This is a genomic window from Falsirhodobacter algicola, assembly GCF_018279165.1.
Taxonomy (GTDB): Bacteria; Pseudomonadota; Alphaproteobacteria; order Rhodobacterales; family Rhodobacteraceae; genus Falsirhodobacter; species Falsirhodobacter algicola.
This window is the reverse complement of record NZ_CP047290.1, coordinates 86,514-108,359: the sequence shown is the minus strand read 5'-3', so window position 1 is coordinate 108,359 and position 21,846 is coordinate 86,514. Positions and strand designations below refer to the sequence as shown.

Here is a 21,846-nt window from a genome sequence, read left to right as displayed (position 1 = left end):
TCCGGGCTTACCCGAACATGGCCGGCCGATGAACGAGATCACCCATTTCCGCCCCAATGCCCCGGACGAACCGGATGCGCTGCCTCACAACATCGAGGCCGAGCAGCAGCTTCTGGGCGCGATCCTGACGAATAACGACGTCTATGACCGGGTGGCCTCGCTCTGCCGGGCCGATCACTTCTACGATCCCGTCCATGCCCGCATCTTCGAGGTGGCGGCCGCGCGCATCCAAAAGAACGCCCTCGCCTCCCCCGTGACGCTGAAGGCCTTCCTCGAGGACGATCCCGGCCTGCGCGAACTCGGCGGTCCGGCCTATCTGGCGCGGCTGGCCGGGGCGGCGATCTCGGCCTTCGCGGCGCGCGATTACGCGCAGATGATCTACGATCTGGCCGTCCGGCGCGAACTCATCGCCCTCGGCCGCGACATTTCCGCCAAGGCCGGCAAGGTCGATGTCGCCTCCGAGCCCAAGGAACAGATCGTGGAGGCCGAGCAGCGCCTCTACAAACTGGGCGAACAGGGCGTGGCCGAACGGGGCTTCCAGTCCTTCCTGAAGGCGGTGACGGATGCCGTGAACGTCGCCAACGCCGCCTATCAGCGCGATGGCGGTCTGGCCGGCATCTCCACGGGCCTTGCCGATCTCGACAAGAAGCTGGGCGGTCTGCACCCGTCCGACCTTCTGATCCTCGCCGGGCGCCCCTCGATGGGGAAGACCTCGCTCGCCACCAACATCGCCTTCAACATCGCCAAGGCCTATCGCCGCGGCATCACCCATGAAGGGCACGAGGGCGCGGTCGAAGGCGGCGTCGTCGGCTTCTTCAGCCTCGAGATGTCGGCCGAGCAGCTCGCCGCACGGATCCTGTCCGAAGCCGCCGAGGTGCCGTCCGAACAGATCCGCCGCGGCGACATGACCGAGGGCGAGTTCCGCCGCTTCGTGGAGGCCGCGAAGGCGCTGGAGACCTGCCCCCTCTATATCGACGACACGCCCGCTTTGCCCATCAGTCAGGTCGCGGCCCGCTGCCGCCGCCTGAAACGGACACATGGGCTGGATGTGCTGATGGTGGACTATCTGCAGCTTCTGAAGGGTTCCTCCAAGGAATCCCGCGTGCAGGAGGTGTCGGAGATCACCCAAGGCTTGAAGGCCATCGCCAAGGAATTGAACATCCCCGTCATCGCCCTCTCGCAGCTCTCGCGTCAGGTCGAAAGCCGCGAGGACAAGCGCCCGCAGCTGTCGGACCTGCGCGAATCCGGCTCGATCGAACAGGATGCCGACGTGGTGATGTTCGTGTACCGGGACGAATACTACAAGGAACGGGAAAAGCCGGGCGATCACGACCTCGAGGCGATGGCCAAGTGGCAGCAGGTCATGGAACAGGTCCATGGCAAGGCCGAGGTCATCATCGGCAAGCAGCGCCACGGCCCGATCGGCACGGTGGAACTGTCCTTCGAAGGGCGCTTCACCCGCTTCGGCAACCTCGTGAAACCCTGGCAGCAGGGCAGCGACTTCTAACGGCGGACGGGCCGGGCGGCGGCGGCGCGGAAGGATTCCATCACCTCGCCCTCGGGGTGATCCTTGGCCAGTTTCAAGAGGCCGAAGCGCACATGCGCCAGTTCCTGATAATAGGTGATGAAGGCAAGGTTCACCGCCGCCCCCGTCGCCGCCCCCAGCAGCGGGACGGTCTGCGCCGCCAGCTTCTGGCTCAGCACCGCCGCAAGGCGCGGCGCGACCGAGGCGATCAGCCCCTGCGCCCCCGCCCCCGTCAGCGCGATGCGGCTGGCCAGGAACGCGGTGTTCACGCCGTCATCCTCCTCGAACGGGGTGCCGGAGCCGAAGACGCGCAGACATTCGACGCGCACCGCCTCGTCCTCGGGATCGAAGCCATAGCTGGCGGCGACCTTCTGGATCGCGGCAAAGAAGATCGACACCGTGGCGGGCAGTTCCACCACCGAACTTGCCAGCCCGCCGAAGCCCCCGAGCCCCCCCGACAGCACCGCCGCCACCCGGTGCCCGTGCCGCCCGGCATCGGGCAGCCGCGCGCCGCGCGCCGCCGCCGCAAAGCCATAGCAGCGCCGCAGCGCAAAGGCCGTCGCCTCTTCGATACGTTCACGCACGGGCATTGGAATGCGCTCCATCAACCCCTCGGCGCGGGTGCCGGCAAAGCTGACGACCTTCATCAGCGGGCCGCCGGCCTGCTCGGCCCGGCGCGCAAGGGCGGCGATCTCGGCCTCGGTATCGGTCGACATGGGAACAAGGGCGGTTCGTTGTGGCATGCTTACCTCCATTCGGCGATCTAGTCCCGCCTGCCCCCGAGTCACGGGGACAGGGTGATCAACCTTCCGCCAAGCCGCAAGGCGTTGCGCGGTTCGGGTGCGAAGTCCAGCCCCTCATCCAGCAGCTTACGGATGTCCTCGTGGAACGAGCGGACCTTTGCGCCGTGGCGGGGCACGAAGATATCCACCGTCACCTCTTGGGTGTGCCCATCCCGCAGGATCAGCCCCCGCGACGAGGCGTCGGCAAAGAACACCAGAAGCCCCTGCTCGCCCGGCTCCTCCGGCAGGAAGGTGCCGACCACCAGCACGCATTCGGGCGGATCCTCGGGCTGGGCCGTGCCGCACAGGTCGGTCCATCTTTGCCGCATATCGGGCGCCAGCCCCGCCAGAAGGCGCGCACCGGCGGCGGCCTCCTCCTGCGGGCGGATGGCGATGCTGTCCTGCAAGGTGCGGGGTTCGGCCTTTGGGCCGGCCTGTTCCGGCAGGACGGCCTCTCCGGCGCGGCCCCAGCGGTTGAAGGGCGACCGCCGCGCCCCGACCTCTTCGCCCGCCGCCATGCGCGCGGCCTGATCGCGCGCCGAAATGCGCTGCGCATCCAGAAGCGGCGTCTGCCACAGCACCGCCATTCCCAGCAGCATCAGCGCCAGCCAACGGTTGCCGCGCCGGATCGCCCCCGACCAGTCGCGCCGCGCCTGCGCCGCCAGATAGACCGCGCCATAGGCCACCGCCGCCCCCGCCAGCATCACCGCCGCGACGCGCTGCGGGGTCCAGCCGTATTCGGCCACCCGCAGCCCCGTCGCCCACAGCGCCAGCACCGCCGGAACCGGCAAAAGCGCCGCCAGCGCCCGCGCCGACCACCGCATCGACCGCCGCGTTTCGGCATGGGCGTCGTCCCGCTCCACCGCCGCACTGACGAGGGTGGCGATCACGATGCAGATGCCCAAGAGCGTGCCCGCCGTCGAAAGCTGCCCGAACGCCCCCGAAAGCCCCCGCAACAGCAGCGCCGCGATGAAGATCACCAGCACCACCAGCACCACCGGGATCAGCAGCCGCAACAGCCGCAGCGCCAGAAGCGGCGTCGTCCGGCCCGTCACCTCGTCGGCAACCGCGACCGCCAGCCCGAACACCCCCCCGAACAGCACCGAGGAGACGAACCGCTCGTTCATCAGATCCCCGATCCAGTCGATCCCGACGATGCCGAGCAGCGCATCCGACAGGTAGATCATCGCCCAGAACAGCCCCGTGAACAGCAGCGCCACGACATAGCGCAGAACGATGTTCCAGCTCTGCTCGAACAGGGCGGCATCGTTCCGGCCCGCGATGCAGAAGGGCAGCGGGATCAGCACCACCGCCAGATAGGCAAAGAACGGACTGCCATAGAGGATGGCATCGCCCGCCTCGCTCCAGCGCAGCGAATACGCCACCAGCAGAAGCCCCGCCACCAGCGCGACCCCCGCCACCCGCAGCGCCGCCCGCCCGAGCCCCAGCGGCCCGGCCAGCGTCAGCAGCCCCAGAAAGAACGCCGCCGCAATGCCGGCCAAGCCCAGCGTCACCCGTTCGGGCAATGCGGCGGTTTCGGCCAGGATATGCAGCACCCAGTAGCTGATCCCCGCCGCGCCGCCCACGAGGGCCGTCGCCGCCCGTTTGCTCAACCCGTGATCCATCCGCCATCTCCTCACGATCCGATCACCTCGTGGCCTGCCCCGCGACTTGCGAAGCCGCCGCCCCCGCGTTACACCGCAGATCAACGTAAAACTCCCGGAGCCCATCCATGTCGATCGACATCGAGACCGCCCGTAAGGTGGCGCATCTGGCCCGCATCCGCGTGGACGAAAGCGATCTGCCCGCGCTGGCCGGCGAACTCAGCAACATCCTCACCTTCATGGAACAGCTGAACGAAGTCGACGTGGACGGCGTGGAGCCGATGACCTCGGTCACGCCGATGCGCCTCAAGCGCCGTGCCGACGTGGTAACCGAAGGCGAGATGGCCGACAAGGTATTGGCCAACGCCCCCGACGCCCGCGAGGGCTTCTTTGCCGTGCCGAAGGTGGTGGAATGAGCGCGAACACCCTGACGATCGAAGCCGCCCGCGAGGCGCTGCGCAAGCGCGAGATGACGGCGGTCGAACTGACGCAATCCTGCCTCGACGCCGTGGAGGCCGGGGACGCGCTGAACGCCTTCGTGCACAAGACGCCCGACATCGCGCTGGAGCAGGCCCGCGCCGCCGATGCGCGTCTGGCGGCGGGCGATGCGCCGTCGCTCTGCGGCATCCCGCTCGGGATCAAGGATCTCTTCTGCACCAAGGGCGTGCCCTCGCAGGCGGCGTCCAACATCCTGCGCGGCTTCCGGCCCGAATACGAATCCACCGTCACGGCCAAGCTGTTCGGCGAAGGCGCGGTGATGCTGGGCAAGCTGAACATGGACGAATTCGCCATGGGCAGCAGCAACGAAACCTCGTGCTACGGCCCGGCGGTGAACCCGTGGAAGGTCGATGCGCGCCAACTGACGGCGGGCGGCTCCTCGGGCGGGTCGGCGGCGGCGGTGGCGGGCGATCTCTGCCTCGGCGCGACGGGCACCGATACCGGCGGCTCCATCCGCCAGCCGGCGGCCTTCACCGGCATCGTCGGCATCAAACCGACCTATGGCCGCGTCAGCCGCTGGGGCACCATCGCCTTCGCTTCCTCGCTCGATCAGGCGGGGCCGATGACGAAATCGGTGCGCGACGCGGCGATCATGCTCGGGGCGATCTCGGGGCATGACGAACGCGATTCCACCTCCGCCGATCTGGCGGTCCCGGATTTCGAAGCGGCGCTGACCGGCGACATCCGCGGTCGCCGCATCGGCATCCCGCGCGAATACCGCATGGACGGCATGCCCGCCGAGATCGAGGCCCTGTGGTCCGAAGGCGCGCAGATGCTGCGCGATGCGGGCGCCGAGGTGGTGGACATCTCGCTGCCGCATACGAAATACGCCCTGCCCGCCTACTATGTCATCGCCCCGGCCGAGGCGTCGTCGAACCTCGCGCGGTATGACGGGGTGCGCTATGGCCACCGCGCCACCGCCGAGGCGGGCGACACCCTGATCGACATGTACGAAAAGACCCGCGCCGAAGGCTTCGGCAAAGAGGTTCAGCGCCGCGTCATGGTCGGCACCTATGTGCTGTCGGCGGGCTTCTACGACGCCTATTACAACCGCGCCCGCAAGGTCCGCGCCCTCATCAAGCGCGACTTCGAGACGGTGTTCGCGGATGGCATCGACGCGATCCTGACCCCGGCCACCCCCTCGGCGGCCTTCGGTCTGGGCGAGATGGCGGATGCCGATCCGGTGGCGATGTATCTCAACGACGTGTTCACCGTCACGGTGAACCTCGCCGGCCTGCCCGGCATCTCGGTCCCGGTGGGGCGCGATGCGGCGGGCCTGCCGCTGGGGCTGCAACTGATCGGCAAGCCGTGGGACGAGGCGGGGCTGCTCAATCACGCCTACGTGTTGGAGCGTGCCGCCGGATTTGTGGCCAAGCCACAAAAATGGTGGTAAGCGGCTACGGATTCGGACAGATGGGGCGGATGGACATGGCGATGCTGCGGATTTCGGCCTTGATGGTGGCGGTGGCGGGGCTTTCGGCCTGCGCCCCCTCCACGCCTGACAGCTATCAGAGCTATATGCGCACGCACAATTCCGTGCCGCAGGGCTATCAGTCCACCACGACCGCGACCGCCGCGCAGCAGGGCTTCAGCACCGAAGGCGCGCTGGCCGCGATCAACGCCGCCCAGAACGGCACCGGCACGGCCACCACGACGACGGCGACGACCGCCGCCACCGCCTATCCCACGGGCGAACGTCCGCGCGGCAACGCCCCGAGCAACATCCGCGTCGAAAACGGCGAGATGACCGCCGTCTACGGCAATACCGGCATCTCGAACGAGAACAACTTCGAGGCCGTCTCGTCCCGCCGGTCCATCGCCGAAGACGCCGCCGAGATCGCGCAGAACCGCGCGCAATACGTCACGATCCAGCCCGAGGCCGTGCCGCAGCGTCCGAACAACGAAGGCCCGAACATCGTGGCCTACGCGCTTCAGACGAACAACCCGCGCGGCGCGCAGGTCTATAGCCGCTCCTCGCTGCGGCTCAGCAACTCGGCGACGCAATGCGCCAAATACGGCACCCCCGATCAGGCGCAGGAGGCGTTCCTTGCCTCCGGCGGACCGGAGCGCGACCGCAACAACCTCGACCCGGACGGCGACGGCTATGCCTGCGGCTGGGATCCGGCGCCCTTCCGCGCCGCGCGGGGCTGAGCCTTTCGCCCAATCACGGCCCCCGGCGCGATGGCCAGAAACCGGCGCTGATCGTGCTGCACTACACCGCCATGCGCGATTGCGCGGCCGCCGAGGCGCGGCTTTGCGATCCCGCGGCGGAGGTGTCGGCCCATTGGCTGATCGACCGGAGCGGGCGCACGATCGCCCTCGTCGACGAGGATCGCCGCGCATGGCATGCCGGGGCCGGCAGTTGGCAGGGGCGCGGCGATGTCAACTCCCGCTCCATCGGGATCGAGCTGGACAATGACGGCGCCTCCCCCTTTCCCGAACCCCAGATGGCCGCGCTGGAGCGTCTGCTGCGCGCGATCATGGCCCGCTGGGACATCCCGCCCCTCGGTGTGATCGGCCATTCGGACATGGCCCCGGACCGCAAGGTCGATCCCGGCCCGCGCTTCGATTGGCGGCGGTTGGCGCGTCAGGGACTGTCGGTCTGGCCCGCGCCCGCCGCACCGGGCGATACCGCCGCGCAGTTGACGGCCTTCGGCTTTCCCCCCGGCCCGGACCAGCTGGCCGCCTTCCGCCTGCGCTTCCGCCCCGGCGCGACCGGCCCGCTCAGCGCCGAGGACCGCGCCCTTGCGGCGGGGCTTGACGCCCTGCGCCCGCCCGCGTAACCCCTGCGCTGACGCGGATGGCCGGATGACCGCGGGGGGCTTGCCCCCTCGAGGAAAGTCCGGACTCCATGAGGCAAGGGCGCCGGATAACGTCCGGCCGGGGCAACCCGAGGGAAAGCGCCACAGAGAAGAGTCTGCCCCGCATGTCGGGGTGATGGTGAAACGGTGGGGTAAGAGCCCACCGCGGTCCTGGCAACAGGAACGGCAAGGCAAGCCCCGCCCGGAGCAATGCCGAATAGGGACCTCGCGCCCCGTAAGGTCTGCCTCGGCAGAGACCACGGTGCAGGGACGCCTCAGCCCAGAGGTCCGGGTTGGCAGCTAGATCCCGCCGGCAACGGCGGGACCAGATGAATGGTCATCGAAGGGGTTTCGGCCCCGGAACAGAATCCGGCTTACAGGCCATCCGCGTCAATATCCCGTCTGCGCCGCCCGCCCGCCGGTCAGCGCGTTCAAAAGCCCCGAACACCCGATGCGGAACCGCGACGGCTCGCTCGTGCCAAGGGCGGCGCGCGCCTGCGTCAGATAGCCCGCCGCCGCCTCGGCCGTGCGGATCCCGCCCGACACCTTCAGGCCCACCGGCGCCTCGGAGGCCACGATCGCCTCCAGCAGGATCGCCGCCGCCTCGGGCGTCGCGCCCACATCCACCATCCCGGTGGAGGTCTTCAGGAAATCGGCCCCGCCGCAGATCGCGGCATCGGCCTGCGCGCGGATCTGCGCCGGATCGAGCCGCCCCGTCTCGAGGATCGCCTTCAGGATGATCCCGCCGGTGATCTCGCGCACCGCGCCCACCATGTCGCGCGTACGCGCCGCATCGGCCAGCGCATAGGGCACCACGAGATCGACCTCCTCGGCCCCGAGATCGAGCGCGCGGCGCGTCTCCTCCAGCACCGCCTCCAGCGGGGCGTCGCCGCCGGGGAAGTTCACCACCGTCGCCCCCTGCACGCCGCTGCCCGACAGGCGCTTTTGCGCCGCGAACAGGAACTGCGCGGGAATGCAGACCGCCGCCGTGCCCTCGGCCATGGCCCGGTCGCACAGCGTCAGGATGCCGGCCTCGTCGGCATTGGGGGACAGGTCGGTCAGATCGATGCTGCGGATGATGTCACGAATCATCTGGGCGTCCATGGGCTACTCCCTTCATGGATGGGCGTGGCAGGTCGGCTCGCCCGGAAATGGATGGACCGGCGCCGCATGGCACCGGCCGAAACCTGCGTTCAGTTCGCCGCCGCCGTCTGCACCGAAGCCTCGGACGTGGCCGGCGCGCGCGGGCCAAGGCCCGAACCTGCGGTCGCCACGCTCAGCGCGACGAAGTTCGATGCCTGCTGGCGCACCGCCTGCGCCAGCGAGGTGCGGGCATCCAGCAGCGTACGCTCGGCGTCCAGAACGGTGAAGAACTGGGTATCCCCGATCTCGAAGCTGGTGCGCGCCAGATCCACCGTCTCCTGCGCCGTTTCCACCAGTCGGCGCTGCGCCGCGATGTTACGCCCGTCGCGGTTGTAGGCGGCCAAGGCGTTCTCCACCTCTTCGATCGCATCCAAGACGGTCGCGTTCCAGTTGAGGTTCTGCTGCCGCGCCCGCGATTCCGTGATCGACAGGTTGGCGTTGTTGGTCTGGTTGAAGATCGGCAGGCTCAGCGTGGGGCCGAAGCTCCATGTCTTAACGCTGCCCGAACCCGACACGTCGATCGGCGTGATCGACCCCGACAGCGACAGCGACGGATAGAAGGCCGCCTTCGCCACCCCGATGCCATAGACGGCGGCGGCGTAATCACGCTCGGCCGCGATCACGTCGGGACGGTTGCGGATCGCCTCGGCCGGAACGCCGACGCTGGCCGAATAGCGCGGCCGCGGCTGCGGCGCGCCGCGCACCATCATCCCCTTCAGCACCGCCGTGCGCTGATTGGTCAGCGTCGCGAGGCTGTTCACCGACTGATCGAACCCGACCTCCAGCGCCGGAAGCTGCGCCTGCGCCTGCGCCACCAGCTGCTGCGCCTGCACCAGATCGAGGCGCGGCGCGCTGCCGTATTCAACCTGCGCCTGCGTCAGTTCCAGCGATTTCTGGCGGCTCTCGATGCTCTGGCGCGTCAGGGCCATCGCCTCTTGGTAATAGCGCGCGTCGATATAGGCGTTGGCAATCGCGCTCATCATCGTCAGGCGCGCCACATCCACCGACAGATAGGCGGAATCGAGTTCCGCCCCCGCCTGCGCGCGCCGGTTGGCGTTGCGCCCGAACAGATCGATCATCCACGACACTTCGGCCGTGCCCGAGGTCTGCGTCGTCACGACGCCGGTGCCGTCGCTGTCGCCCCGCGTGGCCGAGGCCGAGGTGCTGATGACGGGCGTGTCCGCCGCGCCCGCAAGGCGCGCATTGGCCCGCGCCTCGTTCACCGCCTCGATCGATTGGGCCACGTCGAGGTTGCGCGCCAGCCCCAGCTGGATCATCTGGTTCAGCTGCGCATCGTTGAACGCCGCCCACCACTGCTGATTGCGGGTGGCATCGCGCGCCGGGGCATCGGCGCTGAAACTGGCCGGAAGTTCCGCCGTGGGGGGCGTGTAATCCACCGCGCCGCACCCGGCCAGCACCGCCGCGACCAGCACCAGCGCCGTGCCGTTGCGCACCGCATGTCGAAGGGGGAAAGACGTTCGGATCATGTCGCTGTCACCTCGTTTCCGGTCGGTCCCGCCGCCACGCGACTTTTATAGGACGACCGTTCGGTTATATGTCGCGCACAGCATTAATGCGGGCCTGCGGCGGAGTAAACACGTCTTGCCCGCCCGAGGCAATCGGCCTTACCGTCGCGGAACCCCCCGCCTCGGGGTGCGTTCCACCCTGTCACCTTGCAGCATCACAGGCCATGAACACCCAAGCCATCCCCCTGCCCCGTGCCGCCGCCCATCCGGCCGCCGCCGACGCCCTCGCCTTCGCCGCCGAGGCGCCGGAGCGCAGCGTTCTGGCCGTGATCACCGGCACCGAGGGGCCGTCCTACCGCCCCCCCGGCGCGATGATGGCCTTTCGCGGCGGGCAGCAGGCCGGATCGCTCAGTTCGGGCTGCGTGGAGGCCGATCTCGCCTTGCATGCCGAACGCGCGCTGCGGGATGGGCCGCTGCGCATCCGCTATGGCCGCGGCTCGCCCTTTCTCGACATCCAGTTGCCCTGCGGCGGCGGGCTGGAGATCGCGCTGATCCCCCGGCCCGATCCCGCGCTTCTGGCGGCGGTGCAGGCCGACCGGCGGGCGCGGCGGCCGACCGCGCTTCAGATCGGGGCGGACCTTTCGCTCAGGGCTGACGATCCCGGTCAAGCCGACGGCTTTCGCGTCGACCTGCCGCCCGAACCGCGTTTCGCGATCTTCGGCAAAGGGCCGGAGGCGGCGGTCTTTGCCGGGCTCGTCCATGGCGCGGGCTATCCCCATATCCTCCTCTCCCCCGAGGAGGACACCTTGGCCGAGGCGCGCGCCGCCGGCTGCACCGTGCGCGCCCTGCCTCGCCCTGCTTTGCCGGACGATCTGAAGATCGACGCGCGCACGGCGGTGGTGCTCTTCTTTCACGATCACGATTGGGAGCCGCCGGTCCTGATGGGCGCGCTTGCCAGCCCCGCCTTCTATATCGGTGCCCAAGGATCGCAGCGCGCCCGCGACGCCCGCCTTGCCGCCCTGCGCGCCGAAGGGGCGGACCCGGCTTCCCTTGCCCGGCTGCGCGGGCCGATCGGGCTGATCCCCTCGACGCGCGAGCCGCGGGTGCTCGCCGTCTCGGTTCTGGCCGAAATCCTCGCCGCCGCCGCATGACCGTCACCGGGATCCTTCTGGCCGCCGGTGCCTCGCGCCGCTTCGGGCCGGACTGCAAGCTGCGGGCGCTCTATCGGGGCCGCCCGCTCGTTGCGCATGCCGCCGCCGCGATGGCCGCCGCCTGCCCCGCGCGCATTGCCGTCATCGCCGATCCCGCCCTCGCCCCGCTGCTGGAGGGGTTCCGCATCATCCGCATCCCACCGGGCGGGCAAGCCGCCAGCCTGCGGGCCGGCATCGCCGCGCTTCATGGGGGGAACGCGCTGGTGGCGCTGGCCGATATGCCGCATGTCACGGCCGATCTCTTGCGCGCCGTCGCGGCCCGCGTGGGCCACGATCTGCCCGCCGCCGCCACCGATGGCCAGCGCCCGATGCCGCCCGCCTGCTTTCCGCCCGCATGGTTCGCGCGCCTTGCCGCGCTGCAGGGCGATCGGGGCGCGGGGGCGCTCTTGCGCGATCTGCCGCCGGGCCAGTTGATCCATGCGCCGCCCGCCGCCCTCATCGACATCGACCACCCCGAGGATCTGCCCTAGCGCGCGAACCGCCCCGGCCCCGCCGCCGCCAGCACCAGAAGCCCGCCCGCGATCGCCCAGTTCTTCACCACGATCGTCACCTGCCACGGATCGGCCCGCAGCTGCCAATGAAACCAGCTCGTCCCGATGCAATAGAGCGCGGCGAGGATCGCCACCGTCCGCACCCGCGGCCCCGTCACCAGCAGCACCGCCGCCACCGCATCCAAGAGCGCCACCGGCCAGACCAGCGCCCCCGGCAGGCCGAGGCTGCCGATCATTTCCACCACCGGCGCCGGATCGAGCGCCTTCTGCGCCGCCCCCGCAAGGAACAGAAGGGCGATCAGCACCCGGCCCGCAAGGTTCAACGCGTCGTTCATCCTACACCATCGCAAGGGCCGCGAGGCCCGCCATCGCGCCGCCCGCCGCCACCTGAAGCACCCCGGCCAGACGGCCATGCCCGCCCACCCGGTGGCCCAGCCCCGCCAGCCGCCGCCCCAAAAGGCCGCCGCCGATCGCCAGCGCGTTCAGCGCCGCCGTCCCGACCCCCATCGCCAGAACCCCCAGCACGCCCGCGCCCGGAATCCCAAAGCGCCACGCCACCGCCAATAGGAAGATCGCCCCCGTGCAGGGCCGCGCCGCGATGCTGAGGATCATCGCCGCCGCCTCGCGCGCCGTGGTCAGCGACCCGGCCTTCAACGCCGCATCGTGGCCGCAGCCGCAATCGGGCCCATGATCGTGGTGATGATGATGGTGATCCCCCTGCCCCGCCGCGCGCAGCAGCCGCAGCCCGCGCCAGATCAGCACCGCCCCGATCGCGGCCACGGCGGCGCGGCTCAGAAGCGTCAGCGTCCCCTCGGCCAGTTCCGTCGCATGGGCCGAGGTCAGCCGGAACGCCCCCAGAACCACCAGCACCAGAAGGATCGCCGCCCCCGCCTGCGCAAGGCTCGCCGCCGCCCCGATCGCAAAGATCCGCCACGGGCGCACATCGGTGCCAAGCGCCGCGCCCCCCAGCAGCACCTTGCCATGCCCCGGACCAAGCGCGTGCAAGAACCCGTAGGCCCCGCACAGCCCCGTCAGCAGCCACAGCGCGCCCGGATCGCCGGCCTTGATCGCCCGCACCGCGCCCGCCATCGCCGTCTGCACCCGCTGCTGTCCCTCCGCCGCCCAGCCAAGGGCCAGCAGGCCGTAATGCTGGCCCAGCACGATCAGCACCGCCATCAGCACCAGCGCCGCCGCAATCCCGCCGATCAGTCGCATGTCAGATGGACCTCCTCGGCGAAATGGGCGCCGATATTGGGATCGTCGGGCATGTCCTCGGTGCCGAGTCGCGCGAGTTCCGCCTGAAGGCGGCGGTCCAGCGCGTCCGGCTCGAAATGCACGATCCTTGCCGCGCACCCCTCGGGGGCCGGATCCGTCCCCACGGCGGTATAGGCGTAGTAATAAAGCGGATCGTAGAGCTTCAGCACCACGCCCTCCGCCGCCGGAACGGGCTGCGCCAGCGGCAGATCGAAGCTCACCTCCACCCGGTCGCCCACCATGCGCGCCGAGGCGCCTTCGGGCCGCCCCAGCGGCACCTTCGCCCCGCCTTGGAACAGATAGGTGTCGCCCTCGTAATCCTCGGGCCATTCCGTTTCGCCGGCGGCCACGCGCGCCAGATCGTCCGCGTCCAGAAGGCCGTCCCCATCCTCGTCCAGCGACAGCTGATCATAGAGCACCAAGGTGGAGAAGGCATCGTAGCGCCACAGCACCCGCAGCCCGGTCAGCATCCCACCCTCGACGCGAAAGCCCGCGACCTCGTCGACGAAGACATGCGGATGGGCCCCGGCGGGGCCAGCCAGCAGACACAGGGGAAGAAGCAGGCGCAACATGCCCCTCGCTACCCCGCGGCGGGCGCCCGCGCAAATCAACTATCCGCGCCCGCGATAGGGGGGAACGCCCTGATCGGGGATCCACACGCCGCTCGGCATCTCGGCCGATTGCCAGAAGACATCGATCGGAATCCCGCCGCGCGGATACCAATAGCCGCCGATGCGCAGCCAGCGCGGCTCCAGAAACTCCACCAGACGCCGCGCGATGGAGATGGTGCAATCCTCGTGGAACGCGCCGTGATTGCGGAACGCGCCAAGGAACAGCTTCAGCGACTTCGATTCCACCAGCCAATCGCCGGGAACGTAATCGATCATCAGATGCGCGAAATCGGGCTGCCCCGTCATCGGGCAGAGCGAGGTGAATTCCGGCGCGGTGAAGCGCACGCAATAGGGCACGTCCTGCGGATTGCGCACCCGCTCCAGCACGGCCTCTTCGGGCGATTGCGGCATCACCGTCGCCCCGCCCAGCTGCTTCAGCCCCGAATAGATCGTCTCGTCCATCAGACGCCCCTCTTGTTGCCCCAAAGGATCACATGCAACTGCGGCAGGATGCGCGGTGCGAACCAGCCGTCCTGCACCACCCGGTCCACCAGCCACAGCATACGTTCGTTCAGCCCGGTCGGGGTGGCGGTTTCCTCCACCACCGGGTTGCCGGGCTGCAGATAGAGCGGCAGGTCCGGGAACCGCCGCGCCGCATCGCGCGCAAAGGCGTAATCAGCCTCGTCGAAGATCACGATCTTCATCACCACCTGCGGGCCGGGCACCAGACAGGCGGCGAAGCGGTCCCAATCCACCGTCTCGCCGCTGCTCGGCGGTTTCGGCGACAGCACCAGCCAATCGAGATCGGCAAACCAATCCTGCGCGATCGACCCCTGCGTTTCCAGCGCGAAACGATAGCCCTGCGCATGGCCCGCCGCGATCAACGGCGCCAGCGGCTGAATGGCCGGATTCCCCCCCGAGAGGGAGACCATGAGCCCCCGCCCCCCCGACAATTCGGCGATCCGCCCAAGGATCGCCTCGGCGGTCATCGGCACCCATGTGTGGCGAAAGGCGCTGTCCACGGCATGCAGGCTGTCGCACCAGCTGCACCGATAATCGCAGCCCCCCGTGCGCACAAAGACGGTGGGCAGCCCGATCAGCGCGCCCTCGCCCTGAATGGTCGGCCCGAAGATTTCCGAAACGCGGATCATGGCCGGTACTCGGCCCATGTCTTGGGCGTCTCGCTGACGCGCACGGCCACCGTCTCCGGCCAGCGCGCGGCGCACCAGTCGAAGAGGAAGCGCGCCAGCTTCTCCGCCGTCACCATCCCGTCGTTCAGCACATCGTTCAGATGGCGATGGTCCAGCGTGTCGTCGATGAACGCCTTCAGCGGTTTCAACTCGCCATAATCGCGCACGAAGCCATGCGCGTTCAGATCCGCCGCCGCCAGTTCCACCACCACGATGTAATTATGCCCATGCATCCGCGCGCATTGATGATCCGCCGGCAGATCGACCAGTTGATGCGAGGCGCTGAACGCGAATTCCTTGGTGATCCTATACATGGCGCCCCTCCACGGCCGCGCGCCAGAAATCGGGGTCGGCATAGGGGGTGGGATCGTCGATGCCCGCGAGATCAAAGGCCTCGCGCCGCTCCACGCAGGTGCCGCAGCGCCCGCAATGGATCTCCCCGCCCTTGTAGCAGGACCATGTCCGGGCAAAGGGCGTTCCGGCGCGGGCACCGTCGGTCACGATGTCGGCCTTGCTGCGGTGCACCCACGGCGTCAGCAGCCGCACATCGGCATAGCCATCGAGGGCGGCGGCCTGCATCGCGGCAAAGCTCTCGGTAAAGGCAGGGCGGCAATCGGGATAGATGAAGTGATCCCCCCCATGCACCGCCGTGGCCACCGCATCCGCCCCCTGCGCCGCCGCCAGCCCGAAGGCCACCGTCAGCATGATCGCGTTGCGGTTGGGCACCACGGTGATGCGCATCGTCTCTTCGGCGTAATGGCCGTCGGGCACCTCGGCCCCGCCGGTCAGCGCCGATCCCGTCAGCGCCGCCCCGATGCCCGTCATGTCGATCAGGTGATGCGGAACGCCAAGGCGCGCGGCGGCCTCGGCGGCGAAATCCAGTTCCTTGCGGTGCCGCTGCCCGTAATCGAAGGAAACGAGCGCGGCCAGATCCCCCGCCTTCGCCAGCACATGCGCCAGCGATACGGAATCCAGCCCGCCCGAGCAGATGACGATCGTCTTCATATCCATAACCCTTGTTTTGATCACCCGGGTAGGCTGCGACCGGGATGGACGGCGCATATCGAAAGCGCCGCCCTTGTGCAAGCGGGGGGTCAGTCCACCCGGCCGATCCCAAAGAACAGCGTCTCGCCCGAACTGTCGTCGACGCCGTCATTGTCAGTCACGATCCAGCCCTCGCCATCCTCGGTGATGGCGAACCCTTCGACCTTGTCCACGACATAGCCATGGGTGCGGTGCAGATCGGGGATCAGATCGCGCACCTCCTCCTTCTGCATCACCGGCAGATCGCTGCCGAAGGGCGCGGGCACCATATCCGCCAGCGCCACGCGGAAGATCTTCTTCACCTTCGCCGCCGCGCCGATCTGGTTGTCCCGCTCCAGCACATAGGCGGACCCGTCATGGATCGCGATCTCCGACAGGCCCATCCAGCCCGCTTCCGCCGTCTCCAGCGGATAGGACACGGCCCCCAGCCATTCGCCCGCCGCGCTGTCATAGGCGACGAGCTTCACGAACCCCTTCGCGTCGTTCCATTCCCGCTGCACCGCCATCCACAGCACATCGCCGTCCCGCGCGATCCCCTCGAAGCCATAGCGCGTCTCGCCCTCCAGAAGCGCGTCCGGGGCCGGAACCTCGGCAAGGATCGCGCCCTCGGCGTCCACATGCAGTATCTCGTGCGGGATGCCGTTCTCGGTGTTCCCCTCCGAGGCGAGCCAGTACCCGCCCTCCCCGTCCAGCGCGATCCCCTCCAGATCGAGGTTCTCCGCCGCCGCGCCGTCCCGCGTCACCACCACCTTGCGGGTGATCCGCGCCGGCGTCTCGCGGGCATCGATGGCGAAGATCGCAGGCTGCCGGCCGTAAACGCTGTCGGAGACGGCGTGGAACATCCCCTCCCCATCCGCGACCAGCCCCGACAGCGCGCCCCAGCCGATCAGCGGGTCCGATCCTTCGGAGGTCAGCATCGGATAGGCCGCCGGCCCGTCCCCGCCCTCGAACAGCATCACATGCGCCCGCGCGCCGCCATCCTCGCCCAGATCCGCCTCGTTGGCCGAGGCCAGAAGGTTCCGCTGCGGGATCGCCACCAGCCCTTCGGGGCTGATCCCCGAGGGCAGCATCTGCGTCAGCACCGGCGCCGCCGGATCGGTCACGTCATAGACCCCGATGACCGACGCCCGCTCGGCCACGACGAAGACGTAGGGCGTGCCGCCGAAGGTACCGACCTCGATCGATTCCGGCTCCGATCCCTTGGCGTCCGACCGCGAATCCGGGTAATGCCCGACCGCCGCCACCGCATGTTCGAACTCCGCGCCGGAATCGTACACCACCGCGCCCGTGCGGTCGAAGATGGTCCAGCCGCGGCTGCCGCCCTTCCAGTCGCCCTCGTTTGCGGTGACGACATGATCGGCGTCCAGCCACTTCACGCCATCCGGCTCGCGCGGCAAGGCCTCGGCGCTGCCGGTGAAGGACAAGGCGCCGTCATCCTCGGTGTCGATCCCCTCCAGATCCACCGTCCCGGCCGAGAAATGCGACACCACGCGGCCATCGGCCCCGATGATGACGATGTGATTGTTCTCCTGCAACGTCACGACGATCTCGCCGGCCGCGTTCACATCCACGAATTCCGGCTCCGGATCCTCGGGGGCGATCTCGGCGAGACCGGTCACGTCGATGCGCTGCATCGCGCCGCAATCGACCGCGCCATCCACCACCGGCAGCTTCACCACGAAGCCCGCCGGCATCTGCGGCAACCCGCCATCGCCCGCATCCTCGTCGCGCTGGTTCTCGATCGCGACGGCAAGGAAACTGCCGTCCTTGGCCTTGGCGACCGAATCCGGCTGCCCGCCCAGATCGCAGCTCTCCAGCACCTCCTCGGTCCGCATGTCGAGCATCCGCAGCGCGCCCGACGGCTCGGCAAAGCTGGCGGAGGTGTCCACCCCGACGAAGGCCCGTTCGCCGATGATGACCGCCGTCGTCGGCTCGCCGTCCATCGCCACGTTGCCCAAGGGGCGCGGCGCCGCCGGATCGGTGATGTCGACGAACCCCAGCACCCCCAGCGGGCTGTCGGAATAGACGAGCGTGTTCCCGTCCTCGGACACCGAGATGATCTCGGCGGAGGTTTCGCGGCTGCGATCCTCGCCCTCCGCCATGTTGTCCGGCGTTGCGAAGGCGGCGATGCGGTTGAAGGTCGTCTCGGCCAGCGCGGGCATGGCAGTGGCCAGCGCCAGTACGGATGTCAGTGCGATGCGGTTCATATCATCCCCCCGGGAATTGCGGTCCCGGCAGGATGTCGCGCGGTACGGTGACGGGCGGGTGACGCGGGCGTGACGATTGGATGACGCGCCCCTATCTGAAGGGCACCCCCGCAGGAGGATGCCATGACCCTCGACCGTTTCGTGACCGCCCAAGACGCCCTCTGGCCCGCCCCGCTGAACGAGATCCGGCGCGGGCAGAAGACGGGCCATTGGATGTGGTTCGTCTTTCCGCAGATCGCAGGGCTCGGCCGCTCGCCCACCGCGCAGACCTACGCCATTGCCTCGCTGGAGGAGGCGCGCGCCTATCTCGCCCATCCCGTGCTGGGCCTGCGTCTGCATCAGGCCGCCGACGCGGCGCTGGCCCATCGGGGCCGCCCCGCCGAGGCGGTGTTCGGTGCGGTGGATGCGATGAAGCTGCGCTCGTCGGCGACGCTGTTCGATCGGGCCGGGGGCGGGGCTGTCTTCGCGGCGCTGCTCGACGCCTTCTTCGACGGCCCCGACCCCCTGACACTGGACCGGATCAGGTGATCGCGGTCTCGCGCTCTTCGGGCCCGCGGCGCAATTCGCGGAAGTGCCGCGTCGTCGACTCGCGCCAGGCCGAGATGTTCCACAGCCGGGCCGACTTGCGCAGCTCGGCCATGCGGGCGTTCTTCTCCTGATCGTCCATCGCCAGCGCCTGATCCAGCGCCCGGTCCATGGACGCGTGCGAGAACGGGTTCACCGGGATCGCGCCGTTCAGCAGCACCGCGCAGCCCGCGAATTCCGACAGGATCAGCGCGCCCGTGCCCCCGGCCCCCTTGGCCAGCACATATTCCGCCGCCACGAGGTTCAGACCATCCGCCAGCGGCGTGATGGAGGCGACATCCGCCGCCCGGTAATAGGCCACCAGTTCCACCAGCGGGATCGCCGAGGAGATGAGCGACACCGGCTGCCATTCGAAGCTGCCATAGGTGCCGTTGATGCGGCCCGTCAGTTCCTCGATGCGCTGCTGCACCTCTTCATAGGCGGTCATCGCGCGGTTGGCCCCGACCGAGACCATCATCAGGCGCACCTTGCCATGCAGTTCGGGGCGGCGCGCCATCAGGCGCTCGAACGCTTCCAGCTGCTCGATGTTGCCCTTGGTGTAATCGGTGCGGCTGACCGACAGGACCATCTGCGCATCGCCCACCCATTCGCGGATGGCGGCCACCTTTTCGTCGACCTCCGGCGTGTCGGCGATCTCGGACAGGTAGTCGGAATTGGCGCCGACCGGGTTCACCTCGATGGCGATGCGGCGGCCGCGCCACTCCATCACCTTGGGGGTGAAGCGTTCGGACAGGGCCGCGCCGCGCGGGGTCATGGTGTCGGCGGTGTATTCGTCCGTCACCGTCCGCGCCCGCGTCAGCGAGTGCGCAACCGAGGCGAAGTTCTGCGCATAGCGCGGAATGTGGAAGCCGACGCTGTCGCAGGCCAGAAGGCTGCGCACGATCTCTTCGCGCCACGGCAGCACGTTGAACATATCCGCCGATGGGAAGGGCGTGTGATGGAAGAAGGCGATCTTCACATCCGGCTTCAGCTGCCGCAGATAGCCCGGCACCAGCCACAGGTTGTAATCGTGCACCCAGACGACGCCGGTGTCGGACACCTCGTTGGCGGCGGCCTCGGCAAAGGCCCAGTTGACCTCGCGGAAGGTCGGCCAATCCACCGGGTCGTAGTTGTAGCGTTCCTTGAACCCGTGAAGGATCGGCCAGAACGCCTCCTTGGAGGTGACGTGATAGAAGCTGCTCACCTGCTCGGGCGTCAGCGGCAGGCGGCTGACCTTGTATTGGCCATAGCTGTCGTCGATCTCCACCACCCGCTCGAAATCGGGATGGGCGGGGTCGTCGGCATGTTTCCACGCCACCCAAGCGCCCTTGCCCATCTGGCCCATGACGCCCTTCAGCGTGGGAACGATCCCGTTGGGGGATTTGTTCTCGCGCATCTCGGTGGTGCCGTCCTCCAGCTCCACCTCCTCGTAGGGCTGGCGGTGATAGACGACGACGAGATCGGACCGATCGCTCATGCCGCGGCCTCCTCGGGCGGGGTCGGGTGCAGGCCGAAGGCGCGGATCGCCTCGGCGATGCCGCCGGTCCCCGGGGCCGTGCAATGGCGCGAACGCGGCAGATCGCGCGTCGCATCCAGCAGCCCCTGCTCGCTCTCGCCGACGACGGCGCCATGCAGGCCGGTCTGGAACATCGACAGATCGTTCAGCGTGTCGCCCGCCACCAGCACCTTCTCGCGGTCGATGCCCAGCTGCTCCAGCAGGCGCAGCAGCGACGGCCCCTTGCTGACGCCGCCCGGCAGCACGTCGAGATAGCACCCGTGCGAGATCAGGATGTCGAAGCCCGCCTCCTCCAGCGCGGCCACGCTGGACGGATCATAGGTTTCCGGATCCCAGTGATAGCTGACGCGGTGACGGAAGGGGGTGTCCTGCTCCTTCAGGCCCGGAGCGCCCTGAAGCACCTCGCGCACCATGTCGCTGCGATCGCCCCACGCCTCGCGGATATGGGCCTCCAGATCGTCGATCGGGGCGATGCCCTCCCCCTCGACGCCCGCGATGGTGGTGCCCACGTCGCCCACGACGAAGTCGGGCCACGGCGCGCGGCCCGCACGGCACATCTCGGTGATGAAATCGGGATCGCGCCCCGTGACGAAGATCAGGCCGACATCCTCGCGCCGTTCCTCAATCCAGTCATAGAGCCTGCGGCGCATCTCCTCGGTGCCGCCCAGAAAGGTGCCATCCAGATCGGTGGCCAGCACGAAGCGCCATTGGGAGGGGTTTCGCGTTTGGGTCATTTGAACTTGTCCTCGAAGTGGCGGGTAACGGCCTCCACGGCCGGGTGATCGATTTCCAGATCCATCGCCCGCGGTTCGGCGCGGATCGGCGCGGCCCAATAGGCGGCGAAGGCGATGGCGATGGGCTGGCCGTCGGCGGTGATGGCGCGCACCATCTCGCAGATCGGCATGTGCAGGTTCAGGCGGCGGGCCAGATCGGTGACGGTGACGGCGTTGTGCCGCCCCTCCACCACCACGGGGCGGCCCTCGAAGACGGCGTCGTCCGCCACCCCCTGCCCCCGCTGGAACCCGTAGGAGAAGTTGCGCGACTGGCGCGACGAACAGGTCAGGATCAGATCGCCCAAGCCCCCAAGGCCGGTGACCGTTTCCCGCCGCCCGCCAAGGCGCACGGCCAGTTCCTTGATCTCGTCCAGACCGCGCGTGATGATCGCGGCGCGCGAATTGTCGCCGAACCCCGCCCCGGCCAGAATACCGCAGGCGATGGCGATCACGTTCTTCACCGCGCCGCCGACCTCCACCCCCGCCATGTCGTCCGAGACATAGGGGCGGAAGCTGCCCGTCGCGAGCGACATCGCCATGCGCGTCGCGGGGCGGCGCGGCATGGCCACCGACGGCTCCGAGGTGCAGGCGACGGTCACGGCGGTCGGATGGCCGGCGGCGGTTTCGGCGGCGAAGGTCGGGCCGGTCACGGTGCCGACGGGGCGGCCCGGCGCCACCTCCTCCAGCACGGCCGACATCAGAAGGCCGGTCCCGGCCTCGATCCCCTTGGCGCAGACGAAGATCGGAACGCCGGGCGCGGCAAGGCGGCCGAGTTCCGCCCCCATCTCGCGGATCGTGACCGAGGGCGTGACCAGCAGCACCGCCTCCGCCCCCTCCAGCGCGCGGGCCATGTCCGTCACCGGCTCCAGCCCGTGCGGCAGGCCGATCTTGCCGAGGTAACGGGGGTTGGTGCGTGTCTCGGCGATGGTGCGGGCAAGCTCGGGATCGCGCATCCACAGCCGCACTTGGCGGCCCGCACGCGCGGCGACGGCGGCCAAGGCCGTGCCCCACGCACCACCGCCGATGACGGCGATGCGTTCATAGGGGCGCGTGCGCGCGTCTGATGGGCGGTCGGCCGCATCGGCAGACCCGGTGGAAGTCGGGGCGTTGGGCGTCTGTTCGTCTTGCATATGACCACCATGATAGCATGACGGGCGGAAAAATCC

The 21,846-nt window shown here is 69.0% G+C and carries 23 protein-coding genes and 1 other RNA gene; 9 read left to right on the top strand and 15 right to left on the bottom strand.

Annotation, left to right across the window (positions count from 1 at the left end):
- The first annotated feature begins 28 nt into the window (after window positions 1-28).
- Window positions 29-1,507 carry a replicative DNA helicase gene (locus GR316_RS11970; protein WP_211785233.1) on the top strand — a complete coding sequence of 493 codons (1,479 nt, stop codon included), beginning with the start codon at window positions 29-31 and terminating at the stop codon, window positions 1,505-1,507.
- Here the strand turns inward: GR316_RS11970 and GR316_RS11965 are convergent.
- Both GR316_RS11965 and GR316_RS11960 read right to left on the bottom strand, forming a co-directional pair.
- Window positions 1,504-2,268, bottom strand: coding sequence for an EcsC family protein (locus GR316_RS11965; protein WP_211785232.1), 765 nt, complete (start codon window positions 2,266-2,268; stop codon window positions 1,504-1,506). The genes GR316_RS11970 and GR316_RS11965 overlap by 4 nt on opposite strands.
- 41 nt (window positions 2,269-2,309) lie before the next feature.
- Window positions 2,310-3,932 carry a DUF4153 domain-containing protein gene (locus GR316_RS11960; RefSeq protein ID WP_211785231.1) on the bottom strand — a complete coding sequence of 541 codons (1,623 nt, stop codon included), beginning with the start codon at window positions 3,930-3,932 and terminating at the stop codon, window positions 2,310-2,312.
- A 107-nt stretch (window positions 3,933-4,039) separates the two neighbouring features.
- On the opposite strand from GR316_RS11960, the gene gatC reads away from it, so the two are divergent.
- The 5 genes from gatC (at window position 4,040) to rnpB (ending at window position 7,603) form a co-directional block, all read left to right on the top strand.
- The gene (gene gatC / locus GR316_RS11955; RefSeq protein ID WP_211785230.1) at window positions 4,040-4,327 is read left to right on the top strand and encodes an Asp-tRNA(Asn)/Glu-tRNA(Gln) amidotransferase subunit GatC; all 288 of its coding nucleotides are present in this window, start codon (window positions 4,040-4,042) and stop codon (window positions 4,325-4,327) included.
- Window positions 4,324-5,802 (top strand): Asp-tRNA(Asn)/Glu-tRNA(Gln) amidotransferase subunit GatA, encoded by a 1,479-nt coding sequence (gene gatA / locus GR316_RS11950; RefSeq protein WP_211785229.1) that lies wholly within the window; start codon window positions 4,324-4,326, stop codon window positions 5,800-5,802. The genes gatC and gatA overlap by 4 nt, the downstream gene beginning before the upstream one ends.
- Before the next feature lie 20 nt (window positions 5,803-5,822).
- Window positions 5,823-6,560, top strand: a complete 738-nt coding sequence (locus tag GR316_RS11945) for a hypothetical protein (protein ID WP_249218855.1) — start codon at window positions 5,823-5,825, stop codon at window positions 6,558-6,560.
- Window positions 6,557-7,192 (top strand): N-acetylmuramoyl-L-alanine amidase, encoded by a 636-nt coding sequence (locus GR316_RS11940; RefSeq protein ID WP_211785355.1) that lies wholly within the window; start codon window positions 6,557-6,559, stop codon window positions 7,190-7,192. The genes GR316_RS11945 and GR316_RS11940 overlap by 4 nt, the downstream gene beginning before the upstream one ends.
- A gap of 13 nt (window positions 7,193-7,205) precedes the next feature.
- Window positions 7,206-7,603: RNase P RNA component class A (gene rnpB, locus GR316_RS11935), an RNA gene on the top strand.
- Here rnpB and deoC read toward each other — a convergent pair.
- Together deoC and GR316_RS11925 are read right to left on the bottom strand one after the other, a co-directional pair.
- Window positions 7,601-8,314 (bottom strand): deoxyribose-phosphate aldolase, encoded by a 714-nt coding sequence (deoC, locus tag GR316_RS11930; protein ID WP_211785228.1) that lies wholly within the window; start codon window positions 8,312-8,314, stop codon window positions 7,601-7,603. The genes rnpB and deoC overlap by 3 nt on opposite strands.
- Window positions 8,315-8,403: 89 nt before the next feature.
- Window positions 8,404-9,840: an efflux transporter outer membrane subunit gene (locus tag GR316_RS11925; RefSeq protein ID WP_211785227.1), complete on the bottom strand. Its 1,437-nt coding sequence runs from the start codon at window positions 9,838-9,840 to the stop codon at window positions 8,404-8,406.
- 203 nt (window positions 9,841-10,043) lie between these two features.
- On the opposite strand from GR316_RS11925, the gene GR316_RS11920 reads away from it, so the two are divergent.
- The gene (locus GR316_RS11920; RefSeq protein WP_211785226.1) at window positions 10,044-10,970 is read left to right on the top strand and encodes an XdhC family protein; all 927 of its coding nucleotides are present in this window, start codon (window positions 10,044-10,046) and stop codon (window positions 10,968-10,970) included.
- On the top strand, window positions 10,967-11,500 hold the full coding sequence (locus GR316_RS11915) for a nucleotidyltransferase family protein (protein WP_211785225.1): 534 nt from the start codon (window positions 10,967-10,969) through the stop codon (window positions 11,498-11,500). Before GR316_RS11920 ends, GR316_RS11915 begins: the two co-directional genes overlap by 4 nt.
- Here the strand turns inward: GR316_RS11915 and GR316_RS11910 are convergent.
- From GR316_RS11910 to GR316_RS11875, 8 genes are all read right to left on the bottom strand, one after another.
- Complete coding sequence (locus tag GR316_RS11910; protein ID WP_211785224.1) at window positions 11,497-11,856, bottom strand: DoxX family protein; 360 nt, start codon at window positions 11,854-11,856, stop codon at window positions 11,497-11,499. The two genes, GR316_RS11915 and GR316_RS11910, sit on opposite strands and share 4 nt — an antisense overlap.
- Window position 11,857: 1 nt before the next feature.
- Window positions 11,858-12,736 (bottom strand): nickel/cobalt transporter, encoded by an 879-nt coding sequence (locus GR316_RS11905; protein WP_211785223.1) that lies wholly within the window; start codon window positions 12,734-12,736, stop codon window positions 11,858-11,860.
- A complete protein-coding gene (locus GR316_RS11900) occupies window positions 12,727-13,347 on the bottom strand; it encodes a DUF1007 family protein (protein WP_211785222.1) in 621 nt (206 codons plus the stop codon). Before GR316_RS11900 ends, GR316_RS11905 begins: the two co-directional genes overlap by 10 nt.
- A 39-nt stretch (window positions 13,348-13,386) precedes the next feature.
- Complete coding sequence (queF, locus tag GR316_RS11895; protein ID WP_211785221.1) at window positions 13,387-13,848, bottom strand: preQ(1) synthase; 462 nt, start codon at window positions 13,846-13,848, stop codon at window positions 13,387-13,389.
- A complete protein-coding gene (gene queE, locus GR316_RS11890) occupies window positions 13,848-14,555 on the bottom strand; it encodes a 7-carboxy-7-deazaguanine synthase QueE (RefSeq protein WP_211785220.1) in 708 nt (235 codons plus the stop codon). The genes queF and queE overlap by 1 nt, the downstream gene beginning before the upstream one ends.
- Entirely contained in the window at window positions 14,534-14,890 is a 357-nt protein-coding gene (locus GR316_RS11885) for a 6-pyruvoyl trahydropterin synthase family protein (protein WP_211785219.1), read from the bottom strand. The genes queE and GR316_RS11885 overlap by 22 nt, the downstream gene beginning before the upstream one ends.
- Complete coding sequence (gene queC, locus GR316_RS11880; protein WP_211785218.1) at window positions 14,883-15,581, bottom strand: 7-cyano-7-deazaguanine synthase QueC; 699 nt, start codon at window positions 15,579-15,581, stop codon at window positions 14,883-14,885. The genes GR316_RS11885 and queC overlap by 8 nt, the downstream gene beginning before the upstream one ends.
- Before the next feature lie 89 nt (window positions 15,582-15,670).
- Window positions 15,671-17,827 (bottom strand): esterase-like activity of phytase family protein, encoded by a 2,157-nt coding sequence (locus tag GR316_RS11875; RefSeq protein ID WP_211785217.1) that lies wholly within the window; start codon window positions 17,825-17,827, stop codon window positions 15,671-15,673.
- 123 nt (window positions 17,828-17,950) lie between these two features.
- Between GR316_RS11875 and GR316_RS11870 the strand changes: the two genes are divergently transcribed.
- Window positions 17,951-18,355, top strand: coding sequence for a DUF1810 domain-containing protein (locus GR316_RS11870; RefSeq protein WP_211785216.1), 405 nt, complete (start codon window positions 17,951-17,953; stop codon window positions 18,353-18,355).
- Here the strand turns inward: GR316_RS11870 and ggpS are convergent.
- The 3 genes from ggpS to GR316_RS11855 are packed head-to-tail and all read right to left on the bottom strand — an operon-like array spanning window position 18,348 to window position 21,810.
- Entirely contained in the window at window positions 18,348-19,868 is a 1,521-nt protein-coding gene (ggpS, locus tag GR316_RS11865) for a glucosylglycerol-phosphate synthase (protein WP_211785215.1), read from the bottom strand. The genes GR316_RS11870 and ggpS overlap by 8 nt on opposite strands.
- The gene (locus tag GR316_RS11860) at window positions 19,865-20,641 is read right to left on the bottom strand and encodes an HAD-IIB family hydrolase (RefSeq protein WP_211785347.1); all 777 of its coding nucleotides are present in this window, start codon (window positions 20,639-20,641) and stop codon (window positions 19,865-19,867) included. The genes ggpS and GR316_RS11860 overlap by 4 nt, the downstream gene beginning before the upstream one ends.
- Window positions 20,638-21,810, bottom strand: coding sequence for an NAD(P)H-dependent glycerol-3-phosphate dehydrogenase (locus GR316_RS11855; protein WP_211785346.1), 1,173 nt, complete (start codon window positions 21,808-21,810; stop codon window positions 20,638-20,640). The genes GR316_RS11860 and GR316_RS11855 overlap by 4 nt, the downstream gene beginning before the upstream one ends.
- Between the last annotated feature and the right edge of the window lie 36 nt (window positions 21,811-21,846).